This window comes from Acinetobacter sp. A1, assembly GCF_012371315.1.
Taxonomy (GTDB): Bacteria; Pseudomonadota; Gammaproteobacteria; order Pseudomonadales; family Moraxellaceae; genus Acinetobacter.
The window spans coordinates 62,438-87,011 of the sequence record NZ_JAAZQY010000007.1 but is presented as its reverse complement, the minus strand read 5'-3'; the positions used below and the strand labels follow the sequence as shown (position 1 = coordinate 87,011).

Sequence of the window (24,574 nt, the reverse complement as noted above, 5' to 3'; positions counted from 1 at the left end):
AAATCAATGCTAGGTCATTAAAACCAATTCATTAATGAAACACCTAAACCCACATAGGTTGCACGGTGATTATAGTCAATCAAGCTTTCTCCATAACCATCGAACAATTGGAAATGACCACGTAACTTACCACTAATCGGGAAAACCCAATCAAACTGTGCCGCACCGTGTGAGTCATCACCACCTTTTAGGCTATGACGTAACATCAAAGAAAAGTCATGCTCTTTCCAACGATAAAATGCCAACATGTCACCACGCCCGATATAGTTTTTAATATCTGGGTTGTTGTCATCAGCGCGGTCTTCTTCAATGCGATACCAAGGACGCAACATCAAAGCAAAATTGTCTTTTTCAAAACCAAGATTGAAAATTACTCGATTCCAGCTACGTGACAAAGGGTCTGAACGACCATTGGACTGATGATTCAGCGTCAGCCCCATCAAACGCCCATGTAAACCAAAAAGCTGATAATTGGTACGGAACATTAAACTGGCTTCAGGCTCATAATTGGTTTCACGAAACGGACGTGACTCATCACCATTGTAAACTTGCCAGCGAGAAGACTGGGTATATCCTAACCAGACATCTCCATTATTCCCTAACAAGTTCTCTACCGCTTTGGTTTTTAAAGAAAGCTGAAATTTACTTTCCATTGAAGTGAGATTCTGCTCCTCACCCAATTGCACTGTGTTTTGCTCATTTAAACTTTGAGGACGTTCATTTTTATCACTGGTCCAAAAGCCGGGCATTAAAAACACAGGCTGATAAGCACGTAAATTCCATGTACCCAACTTACTGTCTGCCGAAAGTTCCCAACGCTTATCCAGCAAAGAAACATTTGGATCCAGTTTAGGTGCATCAAAAGAAAATAAATTGCTTACGCTTACTGCAATTTTTTCTGTCACCGTTTCGGGTTCAGGCGCTAGTGCCTGAGCAGCTTGACGTTCGCTGATCAACGCTGTTTTTTCTGCTTCAGGAATTTTAAATAAAGCATCATAACAAGCCAGACGATCAGCATTCGCCTCAAGAGCCACACATGCTTCAGGTGTTGCAGGTGCAATCAGTGTTGCTGGGTCTTGTGCATAGCTGTTTGCCACAAACACTGTGCTGAGTGTACTTACACTCAGCATTAGTGTTGTACGTTCAAAGGTTTTGAACGCGCTCATAGGTCACCCCAATGGTTTAGTTTTTATTTTGATTTCATTTAAAGCTTTAGTTCACTTGTTTGATTTCAAAACCAAGTGCTATTAACGCTTCACGTTTTGCTACAGGCGCAACCACAGCTTTAGAAACCAGCTGCTGACGTAAATACTGCTCTGCAACACGTTTTAAGTCGTCTAAAGTTACCGCCAGCAAACGCTCACGTAATACGGTACGGAAGGCAGGTGTGCGTGCGTGTAACAAAGCATAACATGCAGTAATCGCTTCACCCGCAGGCGAACCCGGCTTATCCATACTGGCAATTAAGCCTAAAATCGCTTCCTCAAGCTGATGTGGCAATTGCTCTGCGTCCAATAACCAATCAATACTCGCTTCAAAGTCTGCAAACGTTTCAGCTAAACGTGGGTCACGATAACTATAGAAACGGAATGAGCAAGCATTGCCATCATAACTTGCACCACCACCGTAAGCACCGCCTTTCTCACGAATTGCACTATGCAAGAAGCCATTACGCAAGTATGCAGCCAATACCATTAATGGTGCAGCATCAGGGTGTGAAACTTCTACAGCAGGATATGCCGCAGCACAGAATTGCACATTGGCCTGAATCAACCATGCCTGATCTTGTGTAGATTGATCGACATCTACTTGGGTTAATGTGGCTGTGTTTTCAGCAACAGTGAGTTTATCCCAAACTTCTTGGATTTCTTCAACCAAACGATCTGATTGATGCTCTTCACATACCAATAAGAACTGTTTTGGTGCTTGCAACAATTTATTGTGAATCAACTGCAATTCAGCAATTAATTTGGCATATTCGGCTTCATCTTTTTCAATTTTTCCGACCAAATCTGCCAACCAGTTTAATGCACCTAAACCTGTATTGTTGTAATCACGCTGCGCTAAAGCACTATGCTGACGTCCCGCAATTTGCATAGCATAACTATGCCCTGAACCCGACAAACGTGACTGCCAACGGGTTTTACGTTGTTGTAACAGCTCAATAATGCGGTCTTTTTCATCAAAGCGTAATTGTTCAAATGCAAGTTTTAGCAGACGAATCGCTTCTAAATTATTCACTAAAGACTTGGTGGTTAAAGTAAGCCATGCGCTAATCTGATTTTTGTCATCCACTTTAGAACGTAACGATGCGCCCATGCCCAAACCACCACTAACTGCGGTTTGGAGTTGTTGCAATTCTAAATAATTGTATTCTCCCGCTCCGACTTCGCCCATTAAAATAGATAACAAGTTAAAGTATGGCGACTGTACAATTTCATCTGGAATTTGTATCAACACTTGTTGATAGTAAATACCATTGGTACCTGCATGATATAAATTTAACGGATAATCAATGCGGTTACTGATAATTTCACGTAGTTCGCCTTGTACAATATGCAAAGCAGCTGGCACATCTTCCAAACCAACTTTTGGCAACAAGTTTAAATCATCTGGGGTGTCTTGACGGACTTTTAAAGCTTCTGTTTGCGCTACAATTTCGGCTTTCTGCTCTTCAGTCAATTGTGCAGCAATCTCTGCCAAACGTGCTTTTTCAAGTGCAGCATCTTTGGCCGATTTTTCTGCATCAGGCACCAACGTCATTTGTACCCGATGCGGGTTATCAATTAAATGCGTTTGAATTAACTGTGACAACCACATTGGGTCTTTGAGTTCTTCTTTAACCTGTTCAATTGCAGAATCTACATCCCAAACTTGAATTGGGTCATTGTGGTGAATGGCACTGCTCAAGCCATTTAAAATCAAGCTCAAACCGTACGGCATGCCATCGCCATTAATTTCACGCTGATGCAATTCAATCTGATGTAAAATTGCATCGACCAAAGCAGTATCTACAGGTTTTGCAGCAACGTCTTGTAAAACCTTTAATACACCTGCCTGAAATTCGGCTGCATGTTCAGGGTTTGAACCTTGCACACCACAGAAGAATGTCATTTCAAAATTGGAGTCATCCACACCCATCAACGGGCCTGTCGATTGTGCATGCGCCCAAGTTTCTAAATAATGGCGTAATGGTGCAGCAGAGTTTTCAAGCAAAACACCTTCAACTAAACGCATCCCCAAACGCAATTTAATATCACTGGCTTCAGGCAATAACCACGCTAAGACATGGTAAGTTTTATCCTTCAGCTCTTCTGCATCAACAGCATAAGTTTCTGTAACTGCAACAGGCGCAGCAAGGCGACGTTCTGGCTTAGAATACAGCGTTTGCCCCTGCTCAAATTTCGCCAAGGCCAATTGTTCAAACTGTTCCTGTAAATCGTATGCAGGCGTATTACCAAACGTCATAAATACCGCATTACTTGGATGATAATGCGACTTATAAAAATCGACTAACTCCTGATAACTTAAATCTGGAATGTCTTTCGGGTCGCCGCCTGAGTTGTAGTGATAGGTGGTCTCAGGGAATAAATGATAAGCCAATTGATGATACAACTGATCGGATGGCGAGCTCATTGCCCCCTTCATTTCATTAAAAACTACGCCTTTATAAACAGGCTCACCATTTTCTAGCTCAATGCGAATACCTTCTTGTGCAAAATCCAAAGGATTTAAATTGGCTGCAAAAGCTGCATCCATATATACCGAAAGTAAGTTTTGAAAATCTTTTTTGTTTTGTGTCGCAAATGGATACGCCGTCCAGTCTGCAGCGGTAAATGCGTTCATAAAGGTGTTTAATGAACGACGAATCATTAAAAAGAACGGGTCACGTACAGGAAATTTTTCTGAACCACATAGCGCAGTATGCTCTAAAATATGCGCCTCGCCTTTGGAATCCATTGGCTGGGTGCGAAATGCAACTAGAAATACATTTTCATCATGATCTGTCGCCAAGTGATAATGCACCGCACCTGTAACTTTATGTTTATATTCAGACACTAAAATGTCTAAGGCTTCAACATGGTGTTGACGTACCAACTGAAACGCAGGATGTACAGTCTGGGAAATGGTTTCAGTGACATCTACAGTCATGTGATCTCCTAAATAAGCAAATAAAAAAACTAAAGCCATTATAGCTTTAGTTCTCCCTATAATTCACGTTGAAAACCCGACTAAATTGATTGAAATTTGCAAAGTATCAACAAAGTGCAGCACAAGTCGGGTTTTGCTACTGCAAAAAACTAAATCAGGTATTTAAAATAACTATAGTTTGGATGATTCTCAACATACACATAATTTTGTTTTTGATAGAAATGTGCTGCAGACTTAGTATCTGTATTCAGGCACAGCGCAGAGAAATTGGCACGTGCTTTTTTCTCTAAATGTTGCAATAACTGCTTACCCACACCATGTTTACGGTAATTTGGTAAAACATAGAAACGACGAACCCGCCCGATGCGACTTTCAATATCTTGCTCATTCCACTGCTGGTTTAAGCCACCGCAAGCAACCAATTGTTCGCCATCATAAACAAACAGTAAGAATTCACCAGGCTGATCAAAGCGGTTTTTGCCACTTTCCCATTCTTCAATTAAACGATGGACAAAATCAAAGCCTTCCTGAGCAGCATGTTTTGCCAAAGTCTGTATTTGCGCTGGTAATTCCTGTGCTTCTTTAATTTCGATGTTCATCTAACCTTCCTGATAACTCTGCTAAACCCCTATTTTCCATCAATATCATTCATTCAACTGAATTTTATTCATGAAACTACAGCAATCCTGAGCATTGGTGTAAACTTAGCGTTTTTAATTTTGACTGTGATTTAAAGACATGGCAACTGTTGACCTTTTTGCAATTGGTAATGCATTAATTGACCAAGAATTTCAAGTCTCGGATGACTTCCTCATTCAACATAGCTTGCAAAAAGGTACTATGCAATTAACCGATGGTGAAACACAAGCAAATTTATACAACAACTTAATTAAAACGCAAAGACATAAAGGCCAAGCTTCGGGCGGTTCTGCAGCAAATACAACAGTAGCATTCAGTGCTTTGGGCGGACAAGCATTCTATGCATGTCGCGTTGGAAATGATGAATTAGGTGACATTTACCTCAAAGGTCTTAATGAAGCAGGTATTCACACCACCACTAAGTCAGTCAGTGAGGGTGTTACAGGCACTTGTATGGTTTTGGTCAGTGAAGATTCTGAACGCACCATGCACACCTATTTGGGTATTACCGCAGAACTTTCTGCTGCACAAATTGATTTTGAACAGCTCAAGACTGCAAAATGGCTTTATATTGAAGGTTATCTATCGACTAGCGACACCGCACGTGCCGCAGTAAAACAAGCGCGCGAAATTGCTCAAGCCAATAAGGTAAAAATTGCACTGACTTTATCTGACCCTGCCATGGTGCAATATGCCCGTGCAGGTTTAGATGAGTTAGTTGATGATGGCATAGACTTGCTCTTCTGCAACCAACAAGAAGCGATGATGTACACAGGTACAGAAACAGCTGAAGCTGCGTTAGAACAGTTAAAACAAAAAAGCAAGTACATTGTCATTACATTGAGCGCACAAGGTGCCTTAATTTATGATGGTACAACCACTTTTACAGTACCAGGCCGCAAAGTAGATGCAGTAGATGCTAACGGTGCGGGCGATGCGTTTGCAGGTTCATTCTTATATGCCTTAAATGCAGGTTTCGATTTCCAAACTGCTGCCAAGCTTGCCATTCTTATTTCAAGTGAAGTCGTATCTCAATTTGGCCCTCGTCTTGAAGTTGCAGATTACGCTAAACTCTTGCACAGCATTCAGAAGGAATCTGCAGAATGAATAAAATTTGTATGATGGAAGAAATTCCAGAACGCGAAGCACGTGCTTACGACACACCGAATGGTGAGACGATTTTTATCACCCAACGTGATGGTGTGTATTATGCTTACCAAAATGTCTGCCCGCACTTACAGGTCGAACTGGAATTTTTAGAAAACCAGTTTTTAGACCGTGATCAGGAATATATTGAGTGTTCTACACATGGTGCTCTATTTGTGGTCGAAACAGGCGAATGTATTTCAGGGCCTTGTTTAGGGCAATCACTCGAAAAAGTAGAGATTAGTGTACATTCAGATGGTGGAATTTATTTGGTAGATTAAGGCAACCTTTTAGCTATAGCCAATCTACCAAAATGTGCAGATCATTTATTGCAAGACTTTTTGATAAAGTATAGATAGATGATCTGCCATCAAATTGATAATAATCACAATGAAAAATCACGATAAGAGTTTAGCGCATGCTTGAGTTTCTATACGATCTGAACTTAATGCCTTTTCACCTGAGTTTAGTGGTGTTGCTGATTCTCAGTACTGTGGAAACCATTGGTTATTATTTCAATTATCGCCCAAGCCAATTGCTAAAACGTGCTTTTTCACAGCGTATTACAACATCGCCCCTTTTAGATGTTAAATTCTCCAAAGTATTGATTTTTGTATTCTTACTGATGAATTTTAGCGTTGCAGGCTATTTCTTACAGTTTTTAATTTATTCGCAACAACAAAATTTTGTGCCCGCTTATTACATCATTATTCCTGCCCTGATCATTGCAATATTTTTTACCGTATTTATGATTCACTGCCTGGATCAGGTGATTAAACCCAAATACAGCGTAAGACAAGTCGATTTACTCGGTCGCTTGGCCACAATTTCTAGTGGCAATGCCCGACCTGGTTTTTCCGCACAAGCACGCGTTCGTGATGAATTTGGACAACTACACTATGTACAGGTTGAACCTGAATTTGGTGAGCTTGAATTTCAGGCACAAATTATTTTAATTCGTAAAAAAAAGTCACATTATCTTGCCAAAAAAATTTCAGATTCAAATAATTTATTTACACATCAATAAGCCACACAGTTATAGGCTTCAGCTCTAACAACTGAGTGATCTTGAACTATTTATCATGCATAACACTGACAATTTTAAATTCTGTACTACTTAAAATAACATCGCTATTTCATGTTATTTCTACCCAATCAGTCCAATCTACTTGGCATATAAGCATGTAAGAACGCCATATCAACAAGTATTCATTCTCCTACTGAGTCGCAAAACTGAAAGAAAAAATTCATCAAATTTTAACAAGACCATCAATATAATTACCGCCAAAAAATAGCCTTACATAAATGCTTAATTTTGTTTTATTTTTATTCATACTAATTTGGTTTGTTTTATAAAGAAATAAACATAAGTATTTTAGTCTGATTTTGAATTATTAATTACAAGTGTTTCAGTAAAGTATGAATTAATCAAAGTTAGCAATTAAAATCGACCAAAACACAAAAATAAACCATTGTTTTCAAAAGAATTAACAATATATTTTTATTTTAATTGTGCTGGCTATTTTTTTTTGTATGTTTTTGTTTAATAATATAAAACACAGTTTAAAAAACAGGCTTATAAAAAGTGAGCTTAGTACCTAAAGATTTAAATAGAAAAGTTGTTCGTGAGCTCACGGCCATTTTAATTATTAAGGTCGTGTTGCTAATGGTTATCAAAAACATTTGGTTTGATGCCCCAACGATCCCTCAAAATTTTGATTCACAAGTTGCTGAGCGTATAGCCAGCAGTCCTTCCTCAATCAAGGAGACACGTTGATGATTTCTGAAAGCGTGGTCGATCTCTCGCGGTTCCAATTCGCAATGACCGCGATGTATCACTTTATTTTTGTTCCACTGACTTTAGGTCTAGCTTTTATTCTTGCCATTATGGAAACCACGTATGTGATTTCTGGTAAAGAAATTTATAAAGATATGACTAAATTCTGGGGAAAACTCTTCGGTATTAACTTCGCTTTAGGGGTTACGACTGGTTTAACCATGGAATTCCAGTTCGGTACGAACTGGGCATATTACTCACACTACGTGGGTGATATCTTTGGTGCACCACTCGCAATTGAAGGTTTAATGGCCTTCTTCTTAGAATCAACCTTTATTGGTTTGTTCTTCTTCGGATGGGATCGCCTCTCCAAAGTACAGCACTTATGTGTCACCTGGTTAGTTGCGCTTGGCTCTAACATGTCTGCACTCTGGATTCTGGTTGCAAACGGCTGGATGCAAAACCCTGTCGGTTCAACCTTTAACTACGAAACCATGCGTATGGAACTTGTAGACTTCGGGGCATTGATTTTCAACCCTGTTGCACAGGTTAAATTTGTACACACTGTTTCAGCAGGTTATGTAACGGGTGCAATTTTCGTCTTGGCTATTTCAAGCTATTACTTATTGAAAAAACAAGACTTACCATTTGCGCGTCGTTCATTCGCTATCGCAGCAATTTTCGGTTTAGCATCTACTCTTTCTGTAATTCTTCTTGGTGATGAATCAGGTTACGAATTAGGTGATGTTCAAAAAACCAAACTCGCTGCAATCGAAGCAGAATGGGATACTCACCCTGCGCCAGCAGCGTTCACTTTATTTGGTATTCCAAATGAAGAAACGCAAACCACAGATTACGCAGTCAAAATTCCTTATGTTATGGGTATTATTGCAACGCGTTCTGTGACTGAAGAAGTGACTGGTATTAAAGACCTGATCGCAAACCATGAGTTGCGTATCCGTAACGGTATGGTTGCTTATCAACAACTTGAGCAATTACGTGCGGGCGATCAATCTCCTGAACTGAAGGCTGCATTTGACCAAACTCAAAAAGACTTGGGTTACGGTTTATTGTTGAAAAAATATACACCAAACGTTGTAGATGCAACAGACGAACAAATTAAAATGGCTGCTGCGGACACTATTCCACACGTACCAAGCTTGTTCTGGGCATTCCGTGCAATGGTTGCTTCTGGTTTCTTAATGCTATTGTTATTCGCTCTTGCAACTTTTGCTGTTGCGAAACGCAATGCTGAAAGCAAACCATGGTTATTAAAATTTGCTTTACTTGCTTTACCATTACCTTGGATTGCTGCGCAAACAGGTTGGTATGTTGCAGAAGTTGGCCGTCAACCATGGACAATTGGTGAAGTACTTCCTACACACCTTTCTGCATCTTCACTCAGCACAGGTGACGTATGGGGCTCAATCATTGCATTGGCTGCGTTCTACACCGTATTGCTGATTATTGAAATGTACTTGATGATCAAATTCTCACGTCTAGGCCCAAGCTCGCTTCATACTGGTAAATACCACTTCGAGAAACTTGAAGCTGCGAAAAAAGCCAATGAGGAGGCTTAAGCATGATCGAATATGAATTACTCAAAATCATTTGGTGGGTGCTAGTTGGTGTACTACTAATTGGCTTTGCCCTTACCGATGGCTTCGACATGGGCTCAATGGCAATCATGCCATTTGTAGGTAAAAATGACGAAGAACGCCGCGCTGCAATCAACACGATTGCACCGCACTGGGATGGTAACCAAGTTTGGTTCATTACTGCTGGTGGTGCGTTATTTGCAGCATGGCCTATGGTATATGCAACTGCATTCTCAGGCATGTACTGGGCACTACTCTTAGTCCTATTTGCCCTGTTCTTGCGTCCAGTCGGTTTTGACTACCGTTCAAAACTTGAAAACACCAAGTGGCGTACATCTTGGGACTGGGCTCTAGCTGTAGGTGGTGCAGTTCCTGCATTAGTATTCGGTGTAGCTTTTGGTAACATGTTCCTCGGTGTGCCATTTACCCTAGATGAAACTGTACGTTCAACATATACAGGTAGCTTCTTTGCGTTATTAAACCCATTCGCTCTGGTATGTGGTTTAGTGAGCTTGTCTATGCTTTGTGCGCATGGTGGTGCTTGGTTAATGCTTCGTACAGATGGTGACTTACGTGCACGCTCTGCTAAAGCAACACAAATCATGGGCATTGTGTTCCTTGTGTGTTTCTTAGGTGCAGGTGCATGGTTATACTTCGGTGGTATCGAAGGTTATACCCTTGTTACTCCATACGACACAAATGGCGTTGCGAATCCATTGGCTAAAGAAGTGCTTACCAATGGTAACCCTGGTTGGATGAATAACTACTCAACTTACCCAATCACCATGATTGCGCCAGTAATGGGCATCTTGGGCGGTATCTTGATTATTCTTGCAGCTGGTAAAGGCAAGGCAGGTTTGAGTTTTACTGGTTCATCTTTAGCGGTAATCGGTGCAATTTTAACTGCTGGTTTTGCATTGTTCCCATTCTTAATGCCTTCAAGCCTCAACCCTGTTGCAAGCTTGACTATGTGGGATGCGGTATCTAGTCAAAATACGCTAACTGTTATGACTGTAGCAGCATGTATCTTCGTACCAATTATTTTGTTGTACACCACTTGGTGTTACTACAAAATGTGGGGCGTTATCACCAACAAGCACATTAAAGATAATTCACACAGCCTTTACTAAGGCTGTGTCTAAGGAGAATAAATTATGTGGTACTTTGCATGGATTCTCGGTATTCTGATGGCATGCTTTGCAGGTGTCTTGAGTGCCCTGTATATTGAATCTCATCAAGACCTTGACGAGGAATAAATAGATGACAGACACTGCAGTGAACGCTGAAACAACAGTTCAAAAACCTAACAAAATTGCGATGGTTATTTCATGTTTATTGGCATTCCCGCTCGCAGCTGTACTACTTCTACATCCAGCAGCAATGCTGGATGCCAACGGTGAATACAGCCACCGCGCCATGATGTTTATTATGATTGGTATTTCTGGTGGCTTTGTTCATGGCGTTGGTTTCATTCCACGCTTCTGGTTTTGGAAATGGCTCTTTAGCCCGTTTGTGGCATGGCCATTGATGATTTGGGGTTATTACACTTGGTTCTTTAGTTAATTAAGTGAACATCCTTTAAAAAGAGCGTAAAATGCGCTCTTTTTATTTATTGAATGTCTGCTATGTTTCAGCATAAAAAAAGCTAAACCATTTGGTTTAGCTTTTTTTAAACTCAAAATAAAATCTTAGATCAGACCGTTATTTTGGTTCAATAGGTGCAAACGGTGCAACCACATCAGCATTTTGTGCACGATGACGCATAAAATGATCCATTAACACAATCGCAAGCATTGCTTCTGCAATTGGTGTTGCGCGCACGCCCACGCAAGGGTCATGGCGACCTTTAGTCAATACGTCTGTGTCTTCACGGTTTAGGTTAATGGTTTTACCTGGTGTGGTAATACTCGCCGTTGGTTTTAAGGCTATTGCAACACGGATATCCTGCCCGCTTGAAATCCCACCCAAAATACCACCTGCATGGTTTGCCAAAAAACCATCCGTTGTGAGCTCATCACGAGTTTCATGTCCAAACTGTTCTGCCACGGCAAAACCATCACCAATTTCTACACCTTTCACAGCGTTGATTGACATCATGGCATGTGCAATATCGGCATCTAAACGGTCAAAAACAGGTTCACCCCAACCCACAGGTACTTTTTCTGCCACAATTTCAAGCTTCGCACCGCAGCTTGTGCCTTGCTCACGCAAAGATGTTACTAAAGCTTCAAAACGTGGCACAGCATCTACATCACCACAGAAGAATGGATTATTGGGTACTTCATTCCAATCCAGTTTTTCAGCTTTTTCTGTACCAATTTGCGTTACATGACCACGAATCACAATACCAAATTTTTCAAACAGGTATTTTTTAGCAATTGCTCCCGCAGCAACGCGCATAGCTGTTTCACGCGCACTAGAGCGACCACCACCGCGATAATCACGGAAACCGTACTTTTGGGTATAGGTATAGTCTGCATGTCCAGGGCGGAACGTTTGCGCAATGTTGCCATAATCTTTAGATTTCTGGTCAGTATTACGAATTAATAAACCAATCGACGTTCCCGTAGTTTTACCTTCAAACACGCCTGAAATAATTTCTACTTCATCGGGTTCTTTACGTTGTGTCGCAAATTTAGATGTACCAGGTTTACGGCGGTCTAAATCTTTTTGCAAATCTTCAGCAGACAGTTCAATGCCTGGTGGCACGCCATCTACAATGGCCATAAGCCCTACGCCATGAGATTCGCCACAAGTCGTTACACGGAAGAGTTGCCCAATACTATTGCCTGCCATGTCCAACGACTCCTTATGCTTGAACAGATTGAATAAATAAATCGCGGTACTGACGACATTGTGCTGCAGTCAGTGCAAAAATGCCTGATCCACCTTTTTGGAATTTAAGCCAATGTAAATCGACCGTATTGAAGTTTTGCTTCATTGCCCATTCAGAATTACCCACCTCAATCACAATCAGACCATCTTCAGTGAGGTAATCTGCAGCCTGCGCCAGCATTTTGCGCACTAAATCTAAGCCATCTTGCCCTGCTGCCAATGCCAACTCAGGTTCATGGTGAAATTCTTCAGGTAAATCTGCCATATCTTCGGCATCAACATACGGTGGGTTAGATACGATTAAATCGTACTGATTTTCTGCTGGAATTTTGGCAAATAAGTCCGATTCCAATAAAGCAATCTGATACTGCTTGTTGTGATGCTCAGTATTGATTTGAGCAACTTCCAAGGCTTCTTTAGAAATATCGGTTGCATCCACTTCTGAGTCTGGAAATGCATAAGCCAATGCAATCGCAATACACCCTGAACCCGTACACATATCTAAAATACGTTGTGGTGTTTTTGGTGCAGAATTAGCAGGTAAATTATTATCTGCTTCACGCATTTGACCATTTTCATCTAGACAATATGGCGCAAAACGATTTTCAATTAGTTCTGCAATAGGTGAACGTGGAATCAAAACACGCTCATCTACATAAAATGGTTTATTAAAGAAATAAGCCAAATTCAACAAATATGAAGTAGGTACTTTTTCGTTAATACGGCGTTCAAGCAGACTTAAAAACTCAGCCACTTCGCTTGGTAAAAGTTTGGCATCTAAAATTTCTGGGTCTGCATTCCAGTCTAAAGACATGGTTTGCAATACCAATGCAGAGCTTTCTGCAAAATAATCTTCTGTACCTTGACCTAAATGTGCATCGTATTGACGTAATGCTGTAACCCCAAAACGGATAAAATCACGAATAGTGCTTAGGTTTTCAGCAGCTTCCTGCAAATGTTCAGGGCTAATTGTCGGTCGATCCACTTAAGGCGCTCCAAGGTCTAATTTTAAAACGCTTTATAATACCCTGTTTTACTCGGTTTTATAATGTTTAAGCGCATTTCAGACAATTATTTTAAGCTGCAACTTGGCTATTTAATGCCTACAAATTGACCTTGATAATAATCCGCACGTTCTACTGTCTGTGCCAATACACATTGGCGACGTTGCATTTCTGCAAAATTGGTTTTGCCCGATAAATGGCAACGCTGTTTCACACGATTTTCCCAAAGTTGATGCTGTTGTTGAATATTTTGAGCATTGCCTGCGCTACGCTTCACGTAGGCTTTATAATGTTTTTTCAATCGTTTAACTTGAGCTTTCTGCTCTTTGTGAATACATTTTTGTGATTTATCAATGCTCCCATAAGTATTATTCATACATTGTATATAGGCCTGTGAAAAACCATTGGCCCAGACTTGGCTTGTACCTAAAGCCAGCATCCCCATTAATGTAACTGCCCAAACTTTCATGTTTTCCCCTGAGCGCCTTTTGATGCATGCGCGGTGATTCTTCAATATTTTATAATTTTGCGAAACGTAAATTGCTGTATTGATGCTACAAGATTCAGGCTCAAAATCCTATAGTCAACGCCCAGCTTTTATTGCCCAGTCAATGATATATACAGAAAAATCATTGAAAAATGTGACGTCATCCCAATAATTGAATTACTCATTTTATAGATGAATCGTTCAGCCTTATGAGCTACAAACACAATAATTTAATGGCCATGCGCCAAAGCTACTGGAATGACAACCATTCAGATGCGGTATTGATTGAAAAACAATTTTTTCAGCAAATCCTGATTGAAAACGGCATTTTTGAAAATGCGTCTATGGATGATGCCAAATATCTGTTTTTTTGCCTGCCTAGCGTGATTATTGTAAAAGGTTATGCACACGGTTTTTTACATGAATCGGTCAAAACCATGATTCTCAAATTCATTCAGGACAATAAAACCCTGTTAATGAAAAAAGCTGAAACCAAAGTACAATATCGCATGTAAAAAATTCATTTCGATGCTTTATTCTATTTTCCATGCGTTTTATAGGTTTTTTTTTGATAGGAAACTCGACGTTCAGCAAGTTGAACTTTTTTAATACGTTAAGACACGGTAATATCCGTTACAATCTAATTTTCCTGCGAATTGCTGATTTAAGGATTGATTTTAATGTCAGATCAGAACGATAAGCTTAAACAACTCAAGACTTCCTCTATGGATCGACGCTTATCCATCGCAAAAGCATCCTTACTGGCGGGAACACGCTGGGCAGCTTCCAATGCCACTTCCATGTTTTCTAGCGAAGAAGAAAAAGAACGTAAACGCAAAAAAGCCATGAAAGAGCAAGCCGACTATTTGGTGGCGGAAATTGGAAAATTAAAAGGTTCAATCGTGAAGATTGGCCAAATGATGGCGCTGTATGGCGAACACTTTTTACCTGAAGAAATCACACAAGCACTCAACACACTGAATAACCAAACTGTTGCTTTGGCATGGCCTGCAATTAAACAGCAATTACAAGCACAATTGGGTGCAAAACTAGATGATCTGACTATTGATCACGAACCCTTAGGCACAGCCTCTTTAGCGCAAGTACACCGTGCTACACGCAAGTCTGATGGTTTAGAATTGGTGCTAAAAATTCAATACCCAGGCGTTGCAGATGCAATAGACTCAGACATGAGTCTATTCAAAAACATGCTCAAATTAACCCGCATGGTTCCTCAAACCCGCGAATTTGATCAGTGGTTTGATGAAGTGCGTGAGATGATGCACCGTGAGGTGAATTATCAAATTGAAGCAGACACCACTCGTCGCTTTGCAGCACGTTTAAAAGATGATCCACGTTATATCGTGCCGCAAATTGTAGATGAGTATTGCAGTGATCAAGTGCTGTGCATGACTTTTGAACGTGGTGTGCCAATTAACAGCCCTGTGATGCTTTCCCTGCCACAAGAACGCCGTAATCTATTGGGCGAAGCTTCTTTAGAAATTGCGGTGCGTGAAGTGTTTGAATGGGGCGAAATGCAAACCGACCCGAACTTTGGCAACTACTTGGTGCGTTTGGGTAATGGTGAAGATATTCACGATAAAATTGTACTATTGGACTTCGGTGCTATCCGTCAATTTGACCAGCACTTGCTGACTGTGGCACGTAATCTGATTAAAGCAGGTTATTACCATGACCCACAAATGATGGTGAATGCTATGACAGGTTACGAGTTTTTTGACAGTATTCCTGAAAGTATTAAACCCGATATGGCCAAAGTATTTTTACTGGCCACAGAAGCCTTTAGTCACCTAGACAATAACCGTGACTTACCTGCTGGCGTAATGGATGAACACTCTCGCTATGACTGGAAAAAAAGTCAGTTACATAGCCGAGTCATGCAACAGGCATCTAAGTCTATGGCTTCACGTTACTTTAGTGTACCGCCTAAAGAATTTATGTTTATTAGCCGTAAATTCATTGGTGCCTATACATTTATGACTGTGATTGATGCAAAAACCAATGTACGCAAGATGATTCAAAAGTTTATTTAAGTGAAAAAATTTTCTGCATTCATCACAACTTGAATCATCTAACTGGATTAAATGACCTAAACGGCAGACTGGCATTTCGCTTAATTGTCATTTAGGTCAATTTTTTTGAAATTAATATTTTTCAAAAAGAAAAATAATTGTGCAATATCATTTAATTAATGCCACTTGCTGTTTAGTTTTTACCGTTTATCTTTGACAATTCTGCATGTCAGCAATGACATAGTTTTTTTATACGCTGCATGTCAGCATAAAAAAGCACTTTCTATGCAGGACAGCATAATCATGAGTCAAATGATCAATAAAGCCCAAGGATTCGGCTTAGCACTACTCACAAAAATGGCATCGAGTGACCGACTGGATCAACTCAAATTGCGCAAATGGGTCGAAAAGTCACTTTATCATTCTGCAAAAGCAGGATTTAAAACACTGGAAAGCACTCAAAAAACATTTAAACGTACCCAAAGCGTGCCACAGCAACGGTTGAAGCAGCAGTCGAAAGATTTATTTGATTTATCACTGAATGAAGAACAACAAATGCTGGTCGATGCGATGCAGCAATTTGCAACAGAGGTGATCTATCCTTTGGCTTATGAAGCAGACCTTCATGCGCAATTCCCACAACAACTTTGGCAATACAGCACAGATTTAGGCTTAAATAGCTACGCCCTACCCGAAGCCTTAGGCGGAGTGGCAACTGAGCAAAATATTGTCAGTCATCTTTTAATTGCAGAACAATTGGCGCGAGGCGATTTTAGTTTAACTGCAGGACTGCTTTCGACTTTTAGTGTAATCAATGCCATCACCCGTTGGGGTTCAGAAGCGGTTCAAAATCTTTATTTAACAGCCTTTGCTGAAGCAGAGTCTAGCGGGCTGACAATACAAGCTACATTTGCAGTGCAGGAAAATACTGCTGCTTTTAATCCGTATCAATTAAAAACCAAAGCAACCTTACAAAATGGACAGTACCTAATCACAGGTGAAAAAACGCTGGTGATTTTAGCCAAAACTGCCGATTTATTTTTAGTTAGTGCCGAGCTTGATAACAAGCCCGAAGTCTTTATCGTTCAGCGTGATGCAAGCATAAAACTGAAAGAATCACCTGCTATGGGGCTAAAAGCCTCTGAAACAGTCACTTTGAGTTTTAATCAAACCCCTGCAGAACGCTTAGGTACAGATGATTTTGACTATAGCGCCTTTTTAGATTTAGGCAATCTCATGTGGTGCGCCATGGCCTTAGGTTGCTGTGAAGCAGTTAAAAGTTATTGCATTGGCTATGCCAATGAACGCACTGCATTTGGCGAGCCAATTTCACATCGTCAAAGTGTGGCATTTATGATTGCCGACATGGCCATTGAAATTGAAGCTATGCGCATGTTGTTGCTGAATGCCGCAAGTCTTGCAGAATCAGGACAAAATTTTCATCGTGCAGCGTATTTAGCCCGACTGCTATGTGCAGAAAAATCCATGCAAATTGCCACCAATGGCGTACAAATTTTAGGTGGTCATGGCTTTACCAAAGAACACCCTGTAGAACGCTGGTATCGTGATTTACGTGCAACGGCAATTATGCATTCTGGTTTACATGCTTAATGCTGAATTCAATCAAAAATAAAGCCAAAAAATATAAGGAATACAGGCATGAATTTACAAAACCCGAAAAAATTTAAAATGCTGATTGATCAGGCACATGAAGTTGCACTCAATGTCTTGCGCCCTATTTCTAGAAAATACGATAAAGCTGAACATGCTTACCCAAAAGAACTGGATATGCTCGCTGCCTTAGTCGATGGCATGAACCAAGCGGGAGATGGCATGAATGCAGGTGCTGCAGTCAATAAACGTGGCGATACATCTACAGGCAATAAAAATGGCGTAAATATGTCTACAGCCCTCAGTATTGTAGAAATGTGTTATGGCGATACAGGTTTATTACTCAGTATGCCACGCCAAGGTTTAGGTAACTCCGCCATTGCAGCGGTTGCCAATGAAGAACAATTGCAACGCTTTCATGGGGTTTGGGCTGCTATGGCCATTACTGAACCCAACTGTGGCTCAGACTCTGCGGCCATACGAACCACAGCCCGCAAAGATGGCGATGCATATATTTTAAATGGTGAAAAAATATTTGTAACCTCTGGCGATCGTGCAGATGCAGTAGTGGTTTGGGCAACTTTAGATAAACAACTTGGACGTGCTGCGATTAAATCATTTGTGGTACCTAAAGGCACACCAGGCATGACGGTAGAACGTTTGGAGCATAAATTAGGGATCAAAGCGTCAGACACCGCCAGTATTCGCTTTGAAGATTGTCGCGTGCCTGCTAGCAATCTTTTGGGTAATGCAGAAATTGATGTTGCGAAAGGTTTTGCAGGGGTAATGGAAACTTTTGACAATACCCGCCCTTTGGTTGCAGCCATGGCTGTGGGTTGTGCCAAAGCCGCATTGGAGCGTATTCAAAAAATTTTCAAAGACCACCTAGATGAACACTATGCCACCCCATATTTACAGTGCTCACATATCGCTGCACAAATTTATAAAATGGAAGCAGAATGGGAAGCTGCACGTTTACTGATGCTCAAAGCCGCATGGATGGCAGACAATAAACAGCCTAATTCACGTGAAGCCTCCATTGCCAAAGCCAAAGCAGGCCGAATTTGTAATGACATTACTTTAAGATGTGTCGAATTGGCGGCTGCGGTAGGCTATAACGAAGATGAATTATTGGAAAAATGGGCACGTGACTCCAAAATTTTAGATATTTTTGAAGGCACGCAACAGATTCAGCAACTGATTATTGCCCGACGTGAATTAGGAAAAAGCTCAAGCGAATTGAAATAATTTTACCCATTCAGACATATAACTTTATGCAATAAAAGACAGAATTTATTCAAACATCTTGGTAAATTTCTGTCTTTTACCCTATCACGTTTTCTTATCTCAACATATTATTGAGGTAATTTTTGCTATTAAAGCAGAAAGTTTAACGGCTTAACCAACGATCAATTACCGCAAATTTCTTAAAAATACGTGCACGACGCTTAGGTTGAATATTGGCTTTGTTTAAGTCGCCCTGATAATGCTCAAACACACGCTGATCCATAATTTTAAACCACAGTGGTGGAATCAGTGCAGGCAGCAACATGCTGGCATATCCACTTGGTAATTCAGGCGCTTCATCAAAATGGCGCAGTGCCTGAAATGGCCGGGTCGGATACGCATGATGGTCAGAATGACGTTGTAATTGATATAAAAATAAATTAGTCACAATATTGTTATTGTTCCAGCTGTGTTCGGGCATGGTTCGTTCATATTTACCCTGCGCATCTTTTTGTCTGAGCAAGCCATAATGTTCAATATAATTAATCAGCTCAAATAGACTGATGCCATAAAAAGCCTGAGTGGCTAAATACGGTAAAATTCCTGTACCAAAACGTGCCAGCAATACACTATGAAAAGCAGCACTTATCCCCCAGCCTTGTAACAACTCATTCTCTTTAGACCAAAATTGTTTGCCCTTACGCTTTAAACGCTGGATTTCAATTTGAATGGCAGATTGAAACGAGCCTTTCACTGTACGTGGCCAAAACTCATAAAATGTTTCACCCATACGTGAAGATGCAGGGTCTTCAGGCGTTGCTGCACGTTTATGATGACCGTAAGGATGTTCTACCCGAAAATGATTATAGCCTGTTGGTGCTAAGGCCAAATGTGACAGCAAATGATCTATTTTTGAAGATTTATGACTGAGTTCATGTGCGGTATTTACAGCAATACCGTTCACCATGCCCATAGAAATACCCAATAAAACTTTATCAAGTAATGAAGTTTGTGGGCGTCCAACCAAATAAGCAGCATAGATATTGGTGGCATATTGCAACGGAATAAAACTTTTCACCAAACGTGAATAATACGGGTCTTGTTCAAGTCGCTTTACATCTTCATTGCTTGGATTATTCGCATCTTGACCTATTAAGGTATCAATGGTTGGAATAATGACATGTAATAATAATGGCCCACCCAACGCAAATACTTTTTTGGCAGGCTTAGGTGCAAATTGGTATCCCGCTAAAATTCCCATACCCAACACAGGTAAAAATGGGCTGATCAACCACAAATAACGCTTCTTATCGAGTTGAGTAACGCTCTTATAAGGAACATCCTGTTCCATTTTTTCCATTAAATGAAGTGGTGCGTTCATTTTCTTAGCTTCCTTCTACGCTCATCTGTCTATATAGTTGAATATCAATACAAGAATGAACAGTTGCAGACGTCCAAAAAAACTATGCAAAAGTCTTTGGCGCAAAATGCGCAATATTGTCCCGAAATCACAGGTTTTTAATTTTACGTTTGTTTATGCTTAAAATATGGATGCTTTAAGTAAGATTTTTGAAGATATACATTTACACCAGTCTGCGTATATCTATTTGAATCCGCATGGAAATTGGTCATTTCAATATCATGATCAGGGTGCCATGCTGGCTTATGTGGTGCTACAAGGGACACTGCATGTGCACTTGTCTGAAAAAACCCAATTACAAGTAGATGCAGGTGATATTGTGCTGATTCCTTCGGGTTGTAGTCATTATGCATGTGCGCAAGCCAATACACACTGGACTGAACATTTTGATATTTCAGACTTATTCCAACTTAAATCACAGCAGTCTGTTCAGTTCGGAACGGTTCATCACGAACAAGCTGAAGATGCATTTATATTGGTAATCCAGTGCCACATGGATACCACGATGGCAAAACCACTTTTAAATGCCCTACCCGAATATCTACATATTCCACATATTATGTGCAGCACAGCACCTGAATGGTTGCAAATTGGCTTACAGTTTTTAGCAGTAGAAAGTCATCAAATCCGACCTGGCCGTGACAAAATACTCGATCACTTGGTGAGTATTTTACTTATAGAATGTGTGCGGGATTATATTGCCCAGTTAGATGACTCCAATAACTGGCTTGGTGCTTTGGCACATCCCGAACTTTCCAATGCCTTAGCGGCTATTCACGGCCAACCCGAACAGGCTTGGACTGTGGAAAGCCTAGCAGAACAATGCTGTATGTCCCGCTCTAAATTTGCCAACTTATTTAATCAGTTAATTGGCGAGCCACCTTTGGCCTACTTACAACAACATCGTCTGCGTTTGGCATCAAATTATTTGCAGCAAGGCCAACTGTCGATACAACAAATAGCACATCGTGTGGGTTATTCTTCAGAAACCGCATTTAGCCAGACATTTAAAAAGCAGTTTGAACTGACGCCTAGCCAATATCGACAGCAATTTCAAACCACTCTATAAATAATTATGCGAATAACTTAGTGATCCAAAATTGCCAAAATTGCTTGGGCTGGGTCTTCGCTATTGTCTGACAGCAATTGTTTATGCATGGTCATGTGCTGCATGGCTTGAATCTGTGCAGCTTCAATATTCATTAGCTTTTCAATTTCAGAAGCCAAGCGTTCAGGCGTTGCATCATCCTGAATTAATTCCTGAATGACCTTTTTACCTGCAATAATATTCGGTAATGAATAATACGGAATTTGGACCAACAATTTTGCAATCCAGTAGGTAATACGGTTGAGCTTATAAAAAGTCACCATAGGACGGTGCAGCAACATCGCTTCCAAAGTCGCCGTTCCCGAAGCCAGTGCAATAATATTGGATGCATTCATGACCTGACGTCCAATTTTTGACTCCGTACCACGATTTTCCATAATCTTGATTTTGGCTTGTAATACTAGCGGATAAGACTGCAACAGATTTTCAATTTGTTGTTTGCGTGCGTCATTAATGGCAGGAATCAAAAAAATATACTGTGGATGTTTTTGGCTTAAAATTTGAGCTGCATCTAACACCAAAGGTCCTAAACGTTCAATTTCACCACGTCTACTACCTGGCAATAAGGCAATATGTGCCTGAGTGTCATCTAAACCCAATTCCTGCTTCGCTGCTGTAATTGGATTATCTAGACTTAACTGGCTCGCAAGTGGATGCCCAACAAAAGCAGCAGGCACATTCCATTTTTTAAAAAAGGCTTTTTCAAATGGAAATAGACACAACACCAAATCTATACTGGCTTTTATGCCATGTACCCGACCTTGACGCCATGCCCACACCGAAGGACTAACGTATTGTACCGTTTTAATGGGTAGGTTTTTTTGTTTTAAACTTTTAGAAAGACGTAAATTAAAATCGGGGGCATCGACACCTACAAAAACATCGACTGGGTTGTTACTCCATTGTTCGACTAGACCATCGCGCACCGCAAATAGTTTTTTTAGGTCTTTGAGTACTTCAACTATGCCCATCACCGATAAAGTATCCATCGGATAATAGCTTTTAAAGCCTTCTGCAATCATTTGAGGCCCACCAATGCCTTCAAACTCTGCATCAATGCCTTGCTCACGAAAACGTCGCATAAGTTGTGCACCCAAAGTATCTCCCGATACTTCTCCCACAACGATACCAATTTTAAGTTTCCGATTTTGCAAAGGTTTTTCCTCTAAATTTTAATTTATATCACTTAGGGCATTTTAGCATAGCCACTGTATTTTGTAAGAAATAGAAATTTTAGATGACTATTTTCCTGAAACAGCCAAATTCACTATATCTGTTTTAAGAATAAGTAAATCATTAATCAAGACAACAGCTTATTTGCAAAAGTCATACTATATCCACGTTTTTTATGTTCGGCAGCTTTTCATGGTTGGTCCTATTGAGTTTATTTTAGCGGGTGTATTGGTTGGCTTCTGCGTTGGTGTCACTGGCGTTGGAGGTGGTTCACTCATGACTCCTATTCTGATCAGCCTGTTTAAAATTGAACCGCACATTGCCATTGGGACAGACCTACTTTATGCCGCGATTTCAAAATTTTGTGGTTCTTTGGTGCATGCAAAAAAAATGAATATCGTCTGGCCTATTGTAATTTGGCTTGCTGTAGGCAGTATTCCAGCATCTTTTGCCACACATTGGGTATTGGAAAATTACTTAAGCCAATCTACTCATTATAAAATGGTGCTGACCGTTGTTCTTGGCTTTATGTTGACTTTAACAGGCATCTCAATAGTATTCCGTAGCCAAATCGAAACTTTTTTTAATAAATACAGAAAACAAGAATTACCTGACATGACTCAGGATTTAGAAAAAGTCAAACTTCAGGCTGCAGATAAGCGCGCACTGATTGTGATTATGGGCATTGTACTTGGGGTATTTGTCACACTTTCCTCAGTCGGTGCTGGTGCTTTTGGCATTATGGCTTTGGTGTTGATGTTTCCAAACCTACCAATGATTCGTATTATCGGCTCAGATGTCGTGCATGCAGTACTGCTAACCTTAGTTGCAGGCCTAGGACACATGAGTTCAGGCAATGTCGATTTCAATTTATTGATTTGGTTGCTGGTCGGTTCAATTCCAGCCATTGTGGTTGGTACTTTGCTCAGTTCCCGTTTACCTGAAAAAGTTATTCGTAAAGTTTTAGGAATTACCCTATTTGTGATTGGGATTAACTTTATGGTCAATCCTGTCAAATCTAAGCCTGTAAGTACACCTGAAACAGCAGCTGTGATTTCTGAAGCACAATCCAAGCAATAATTAACAAACTAAGTTTGAATATGCTTTTACTAAAATGGGCAGTTTAATTTATCTGCCCGATTCATCACTTATTTTTTAAAGAAGTATTCATCTTTTTATAACAAAATACAGTGAAATTCATGTTATATTCAGACTATTAAACAATCTTTTGTATGATCAAACCAGTGACGGCAATGAATACTTTACAGTCTAATCCTCTTACACAATCAGACATCGATGACGTGAATATTAAAAGTATTCAGCCACTCGTGACTCCTGCAGAATTAAAAACTGAGTTACCTTTGACTGAAACTGCTTATCAAACCGTTCTTCATGGTCGTGAAACTATCCGCAATATTTTAGATGGTAAAGACAAGCGTCTATTTGTGGTCATTGGCCCATGTTCTATTCACGATCCTGTTGCTGCACACGAATATGCAGATCGTTTGAAAGTTTTAAGCGAAAAAGTAAAAGACTCTCTTTACATTGTCATGCGTGTCTATTTTGAAAAACCACGTACTACTGTGGGCTGGAAAGGCTTAATTAACGATCCAGACATGAATGACTCTTTCAATATTGAAAAAGGCTTACGTCTTGGTCGTAAACTTTTACTTGAGCTAAATGAAAAAGGCTTACCATGTGCAACCGAAGCACTTGATCCAAACTCACCACAGTATTATCAAGATTTAATTTCTTGGTCTGCAATTGGTGCACGTACCACAGAAAGCCAAACACACCGTGAAATGTCTTCAGGTCTTTCATCTCCTGTTGGTTTTAAAAATGGTACAGATGGCGGTTTAACAGTTGCAACCAACGCTATGCAATCGGTAAAACATGGTCATAGCTTCTTAGGCCTGAATGATCAAGGTCAAGTTTCTGTAATTCGTACCAGCGGCAACCAATATGCGCATGTGGTTTTACGAGGTGGCAATGGCAAACCTAACTACGATGCTGGCTCTGTTGCAGAAGCTGAAAATGCTTTAACTAAAGCCAAAGTTAGCACCAAAATCATGATTGACACCAGTCATGCCAACTCCAACAAAGACCCATTCTTACAACCGCTGGTATTAAAAAATATTACCGAGCAAATTGTTGATGGTAACAAGTCTATTGTAGGCATTATGGTCGAAAGTCACCTTAAAGGTGGTCGTCAAGATATTCCTGCAAACTTATGCGATTTAGAGTATGGTAAATCTGTGACTGATGGTTGTATCGACTGGGAAACCACAGAAAAAGCATTACTTGAAATGCATGAAGCATTAAAAGACGTTTTAGCAAATCGTTAAGATTTAAAAAACGCCATCT

23 protein-coding genes are annotated in these 24,574 nt (G+C 40.3%); 15 read left to right on the top strand and 8 right to left on the bottom strand.

Features of this window, described 5'->3' with window-relative positions; all coding sequences use genetic code 11:
• Positions 1-17: 17 nt before the first annotated feature.
• The 3 genes from HHA41_RS04445 to HHA41_RS04435 form a co-directional block, all read right to left on the bottom strand.
• A complete protein-coding gene (locus HHA41_RS04445; RefSeq protein WP_168460694.1) occupies positions 18-1,166 on the bottom strand; it encodes a phospholipase A in 1,149 nt (382 codons plus the stop codon).
• Between the two features lie 46 nt (positions 1,167-1,212).
• Entirely contained in the window at positions 1,213-4,152 is a 2,940-nt protein-coding gene (locus HHA41_RS04440; RefSeq protein ID WP_168460692.1) for an insulinase family protein, read from the bottom strand.
• A gap of 149 nt (positions 4,153-4,301) precedes the next feature.
• Entirely contained in the window at positions 4,302-4,751 is a 450-nt protein-coding gene (locus tag HHA41_RS04435; protein WP_131260878.1) for a GNAT family N-acetyltransferase, read from the bottom strand.
• A 139-nt stretch (positions 4,752-4,890) separates the two neighbouring features.
• On the opposite strand from HHA41_RS04435, the gene HHA41_RS04430 reads away from it, so the two are divergent.
• From HHA41_RS04430 to HHA41_RS04395, 8 genes are all read left to right on the top strand, one after another.
• On the top strand, positions 4,891-5,898 hold the full coding sequence (locus HHA41_RS04430) for an adenosine kinase (protein ID WP_168460691.1): 1,008 nt from the start codon (positions 4,891-4,893) through the stop codon (positions 5,896-5,898).
• 11 nt (positions 5,899-5,909) lie between these two features.
• A complete protein-coding gene (locus HHA41_RS04425; RefSeq protein ID WP_171525236.1) occupies positions 5,910-6,218 on the top strand; it encodes a Rieske 2Fe-2S domain-containing protein in 309 nt (102 codons plus the stop codon).
• Positions 6,219-6,355: 137 nt separating this feature from the next.
• Positions 6,356-6,964, top strand: a complete 609-nt coding sequence (locus HHA41_RS04420; RefSeq protein WP_168460688.1) for an OB-fold-containig protein — start codon at positions 6,356-6,358, stop codon at positions 6,962-6,964.
• 558 nt (positions 6,965-7,522) lie between these two features.
• Positions 7,523-7,714, top strand: a complete 192-nt coding sequence (cydP, locus tag HHA41_RS04415; RefSeq protein WP_019837291.1) for a cytochrome oxidase putative small subunit CydP — start codon at positions 7,523-7,525, stop codon at positions 7,712-7,714.
• Complete coding sequence (locus HHA41_RS04410; RefSeq protein WP_168460687.1) at positions 7,714-9,294, top strand: cytochrome ubiquinol oxidase subunit I; 1,581 nt, start codon at positions 7,714-7,716, stop codon at positions 9,292-9,294. Before cydP ends, HHA41_RS04410 begins: the two co-directional genes overlap by 1 nt.
• Before the next feature lie 2 nt (positions 9,295-9,296).
• Positions 9,297-10,442, top strand: coding sequence for a cytochrome d ubiquinol oxidase subunit II (cydB, locus tag HHA41_RS04405; protein WP_168460686.1), 1,146 nt, complete (start codon positions 9,297-9,299; stop codon positions 10,440-10,442).
• Between the two features lie 24 nt (positions 10,443-10,466).
• On the top strand, positions 10,467-10,568 hold the full coding sequence (gene cydX / locus HHA41_RS04400; RefSeq protein WP_004860610.1) for a cytochrome bd-I oxidase subunit CydX: 102 nt from the start codon (positions 10,467-10,469) through the stop codon (positions 10,566-10,568).
• Between the two features lie 4 nt (positions 10,569-10,572).
• Positions 10,573-10,875, top strand: coding sequence for a cyd operon YbgE family protein (locus HHA41_RS04395; protein ID WP_019837288.1), 303 nt, complete (start codon positions 10,573-10,575; stop codon positions 10,873-10,875).
• Positions 10,876-11,013: 138 nt separating this feature from the next.
• Here HHA41_RS04395 and aroC read toward each other — a convergent pair whose 3' ends face one another.
• The 3 genes from aroC to HHA41_RS04380 all read right to left on the bottom strand — a co-directional run bounded on the left by aroC (position 11,014) and on the right by HHA41_RS04380 (position 13,620).
• Positions 11,014-12,108: a chorismate synthase gene (gene aroC, locus HHA41_RS04390; RefSeq protein ID WP_168460685.1), complete on the bottom strand. Its 1,095-nt coding sequence runs from the start codon at positions 12,106-12,108 to the stop codon at positions 11,014-11,016.
• Between the two features lie 13 nt (positions 12,109-12,121).
• A complete protein-coding gene (gene prmB / locus HHA41_RS04385) occupies positions 12,122-13,132 on the bottom strand; it encodes a 50S ribosomal protein L3 N(5)-glutamine methyltransferase (protein ID WP_168417376.1) in 1,011 nt (336 codons plus the stop codon).
• A gap of 107 nt (positions 13,133-13,239) precedes the next feature.
• Positions 13,240-13,620, bottom strand: coding sequence for a lysozyme inhibitor LprI family protein (locus tag HHA41_RS04380; RefSeq protein ID WP_168417377.1), 381 nt, complete (start codon positions 13,618-13,620; stop codon positions 13,240-13,242).
• A gap of 227 nt (positions 13,621-13,847) precedes the next feature.
• Here HHA41_RS04380 and HHA41_RS04375 point away from each other — a divergent pair, with 227 nt between their 5' ends.
• The 4 genes from HHA41_RS04375 to HHA41_RS04360 all read left to right on the top strand — a co-directional run bounded on the left by HHA41_RS04375 (position 13,848) and on the right by HHA41_RS04360 (position 18,530).
• Positions 13,848-14,153, top strand: coding sequence for a hypothetical protein (locus HHA41_RS04375; RefSeq protein ID WP_168460684.1), 306 nt, complete (start codon positions 13,848-13,850; stop codon positions 14,151-14,153).
• A gap of 165 nt (positions 14,154-14,318) precedes the next feature.
• The gene (locus HHA41_RS04370; RefSeq protein WP_168417379.1) at positions 14,319-15,692 is read left to right on the top strand and encodes an AarF/ABC1/UbiB kinase family protein; all 1,374 of its coding nucleotides are present in this window, start codon (positions 14,319-14,321) and stop codon (positions 15,690-15,692) included.
• A 282-nt stretch (positions 15,693-15,974) separates the two neighbouring features.
• The gene (locus HHA41_RS04365) at positions 15,975-17,282 is read left to right on the top strand and encodes an acyl-CoA dehydrogenase family protein (protein WP_168460683.1); all 1,308 of its coding nucleotides are present in this window, start codon (positions 15,975-15,977) and stop codon (positions 17,280-17,282) included.
• A 48-nt stretch (positions 17,283-17,330) separates the two neighbouring features.
• On the top strand, positions 17,331-18,530 hold the full coding sequence (locus tag HHA41_RS04360) for an acyl-CoA dehydrogenase family protein (protein ID WP_168460681.1): 1,200 nt from the start codon (positions 17,331-17,333) through the stop codon (positions 18,528-18,530).
• A gap of 142 nt (positions 18,531-18,672) precedes the next feature.
• On the opposite strand, the gene HHA41_RS04355 is transcribed toward HHA41_RS04360, so the two are convergent.
• On the bottom strand, positions 18,673-19,890 hold the full coding sequence (locus tag HHA41_RS04355) for an alkane 1-monooxygenase (protein WP_168460680.1): 1,218 nt from the start codon (positions 19,888-19,890) through the stop codon (positions 18,673-18,675).
• A 166-nt stretch (positions 19,891-20,056) separates the two neighbouring features.
• On the opposite strand from HHA41_RS04355, the gene HHA41_RS04350 reads away from it, so the two are divergent.
• Positions 20,057-20,998, top strand: a complete 942-nt coding sequence (locus HHA41_RS04350) for an AraC family transcriptional regulator (protein WP_168460679.1) — start codon at positions 20,057-20,059, stop codon at positions 20,996-20,998.
• 17 nt (positions 20,999-21,015) lie between these two features.
• Here HHA41_RS04350 and lpxB read toward each other — a convergent pair whose 3' ends face one another.
• Positions 21,016-22,191: a lipid-A-disaccharide synthase gene (gene lpxB, locus HHA41_RS04345; RefSeq protein WP_168460677.1), complete on the bottom strand. Its 1,176-nt coding sequence runs from the start codon at positions 22,189-22,191 to the stop codon at positions 21,016-21,018.
• A gap of 211 nt (positions 22,192-22,402) precedes the next feature.
• Between lpxB and HHA41_RS04340 the strand changes: the two genes are divergently transcribed.
• Together HHA41_RS04340 and HHA41_RS04335 are read left to right on the top strand one after the other, a co-directional pair.
• Positions 22,403-23,290, top strand: a complete 888-nt coding sequence (locus HHA41_RS04340; RefSeq protein WP_168417385.1) for a sulfite exporter TauE/SafE family protein — start codon at positions 22,403-22,405, stop codon at positions 23,288-23,290.
• 173 nt (positions 23,291-23,463) lie between these two features.
• Positions 23,464-24,555: a 3-deoxy-7-phosphoheptulonate synthase gene (locus tag HHA41_RS04335; protein ID WP_216075687.1), complete on the top strand. Its 1,092-nt coding sequence runs from the start codon at positions 23,464-23,466 to the stop codon at positions 24,553-24,555.
• Positions 24,556-24,574: the final 19 nt, after the last annotated feature.

Excerpts from the sequence above, each read along its gene's own strand:
- HHA41_RS04445 (WP_168460694.1), bottom strand. The coding sequence starts at position 1,166 with ATGAGCGCGTTCAAAACCTTTGAACGTACAACACTAATGCTGAGTGTA.
- HHA41_RS04440 (WP_168460692.1), bottom strand. The coding sequence starts at position 4,152 with ATGACTGTAGATGTCACTGAAACCATTTCCCAGACTGTACATCCTGCG.
- HHA41_RS04435 (WP_131260878.1), bottom strand. The coding sequence starts at position 4,751 with ATGAACATCGAAATTAAAGAAGCACAGGAATTACCAGCGCAAATACAG.
- HHA41_RS04430 (WP_168460691.1), top strand. The coding sequence starts at position 4,891 with ATGGCAACTGTTGACCTTTTTGCAATTGGTAATGCATTAATTGACCAA.
- HHA41_RS04425 (WP_171525236.1), top strand. The coding sequence starts at position 5,910 with ATGATGGAAGAAATTCCAGAACGCGAAGCACGTGCTTACGACACACCG.
- HHA41_RS04420 (WP_168460688.1), top strand. The coding sequence starts at position 6,356 with ATGCTTGAGTTTCTATACGATCTGAACTTAATGCCTTTTCACCTGAGT.
- HHA41_RS04410 (WP_168460687.1), top strand. The coding sequence starts at position 7,714 with ATGATTTCTGAAAGCGTGGTCGATCTCTCGCGGTTCCAATTCGCAATG.
- cydB (WP_168460686.1), top strand. The coding sequence starts at position 9,297 with ATGATCGAATATGAATTACTCAAAATCATTTGGTGGGTGCTAGTTGGT.
- cydX (WP_004860610.1), top strand. The coding sequence starts at position 10,467 with ATGTGGTACTTTGCATGGATTCTCGGTATTCTGATGGCATGCTTTGCA.
- HHA41_RS04395 (WP_019837288.1), top strand. The coding sequence starts at position 10,573 with ATGACAGACACTGCAGTGAACGCTGAAACAACAGTTCAAAAACCTAAC.
- aroC (WP_168460685.1), bottom strand. The coding sequence starts at position 12,108 with ATGGCAGGCAATAGTATTGGGCAACTCTTCCGTGTAACGACTTGTGGC.
- HHA41_RS04380 (WP_168417377.1), bottom strand. The coding sequence starts at position 13,620 with ATGAAAGTTTGGGCAGTTACATTAATGGGGATGCTGGCTTTAGGTACA.
- HHA41_RS04375 (WP_168460684.1), top strand. The coding sequence starts at position 13,848 with ATGAGCTACAAACACAATAATTTAATGGCCATGCGCCAAAGCTACTGG.
- HHA41_RS04370 (WP_168417379.1), top strand. The coding sequence starts at position 14,319 with ATGTCAGATCAGAACGATAAGCTTAAACAACTCAAGACTTCCTCTATG.
- HHA41_RS04365 (WP_168460683.1), top strand. The coding sequence starts at position 15,975 with ATGAGTCAAATGATCAATAAAGCCCAAGGATTCGGCTTAGCACTACTC.
- HHA41_RS04360 (WP_168460681.1), top strand. The coding sequence starts at position 17,331 with ATGAATTTACAAAACCCGAAAAAATTTAAAATGCTGATTGATCAGGCA.
- HHA41_RS04355 (WP_168460680.1), bottom strand. The coding sequence starts at position 19,890 with ATGAACGCACCACTTCATTTAATGGAAAAAATGGAACAGGATGTTCCT.
- HHA41_RS04350 (WP_168460679.1), top strand. The coding sequence starts at position 20,057 with ATGGATGCTTTAAGTAAGATTTTTGAAGATATACATTTACACCAGTCT.
- HHA41_RS04340 (WP_168417385.1), top strand. The coding sequence starts at position 22,403 with ATGGTTGGTCCTATTGAGTTTATTTTAGCGGGTGTATTGGTTGGCTTC.
- HHA41_RS04335 (WP_216075687.1), top strand. The coding sequence starts at position 23,464 with ATGAATACTTTACAGTCTAATCCTCTTACACAATCAGACATCGATGAC.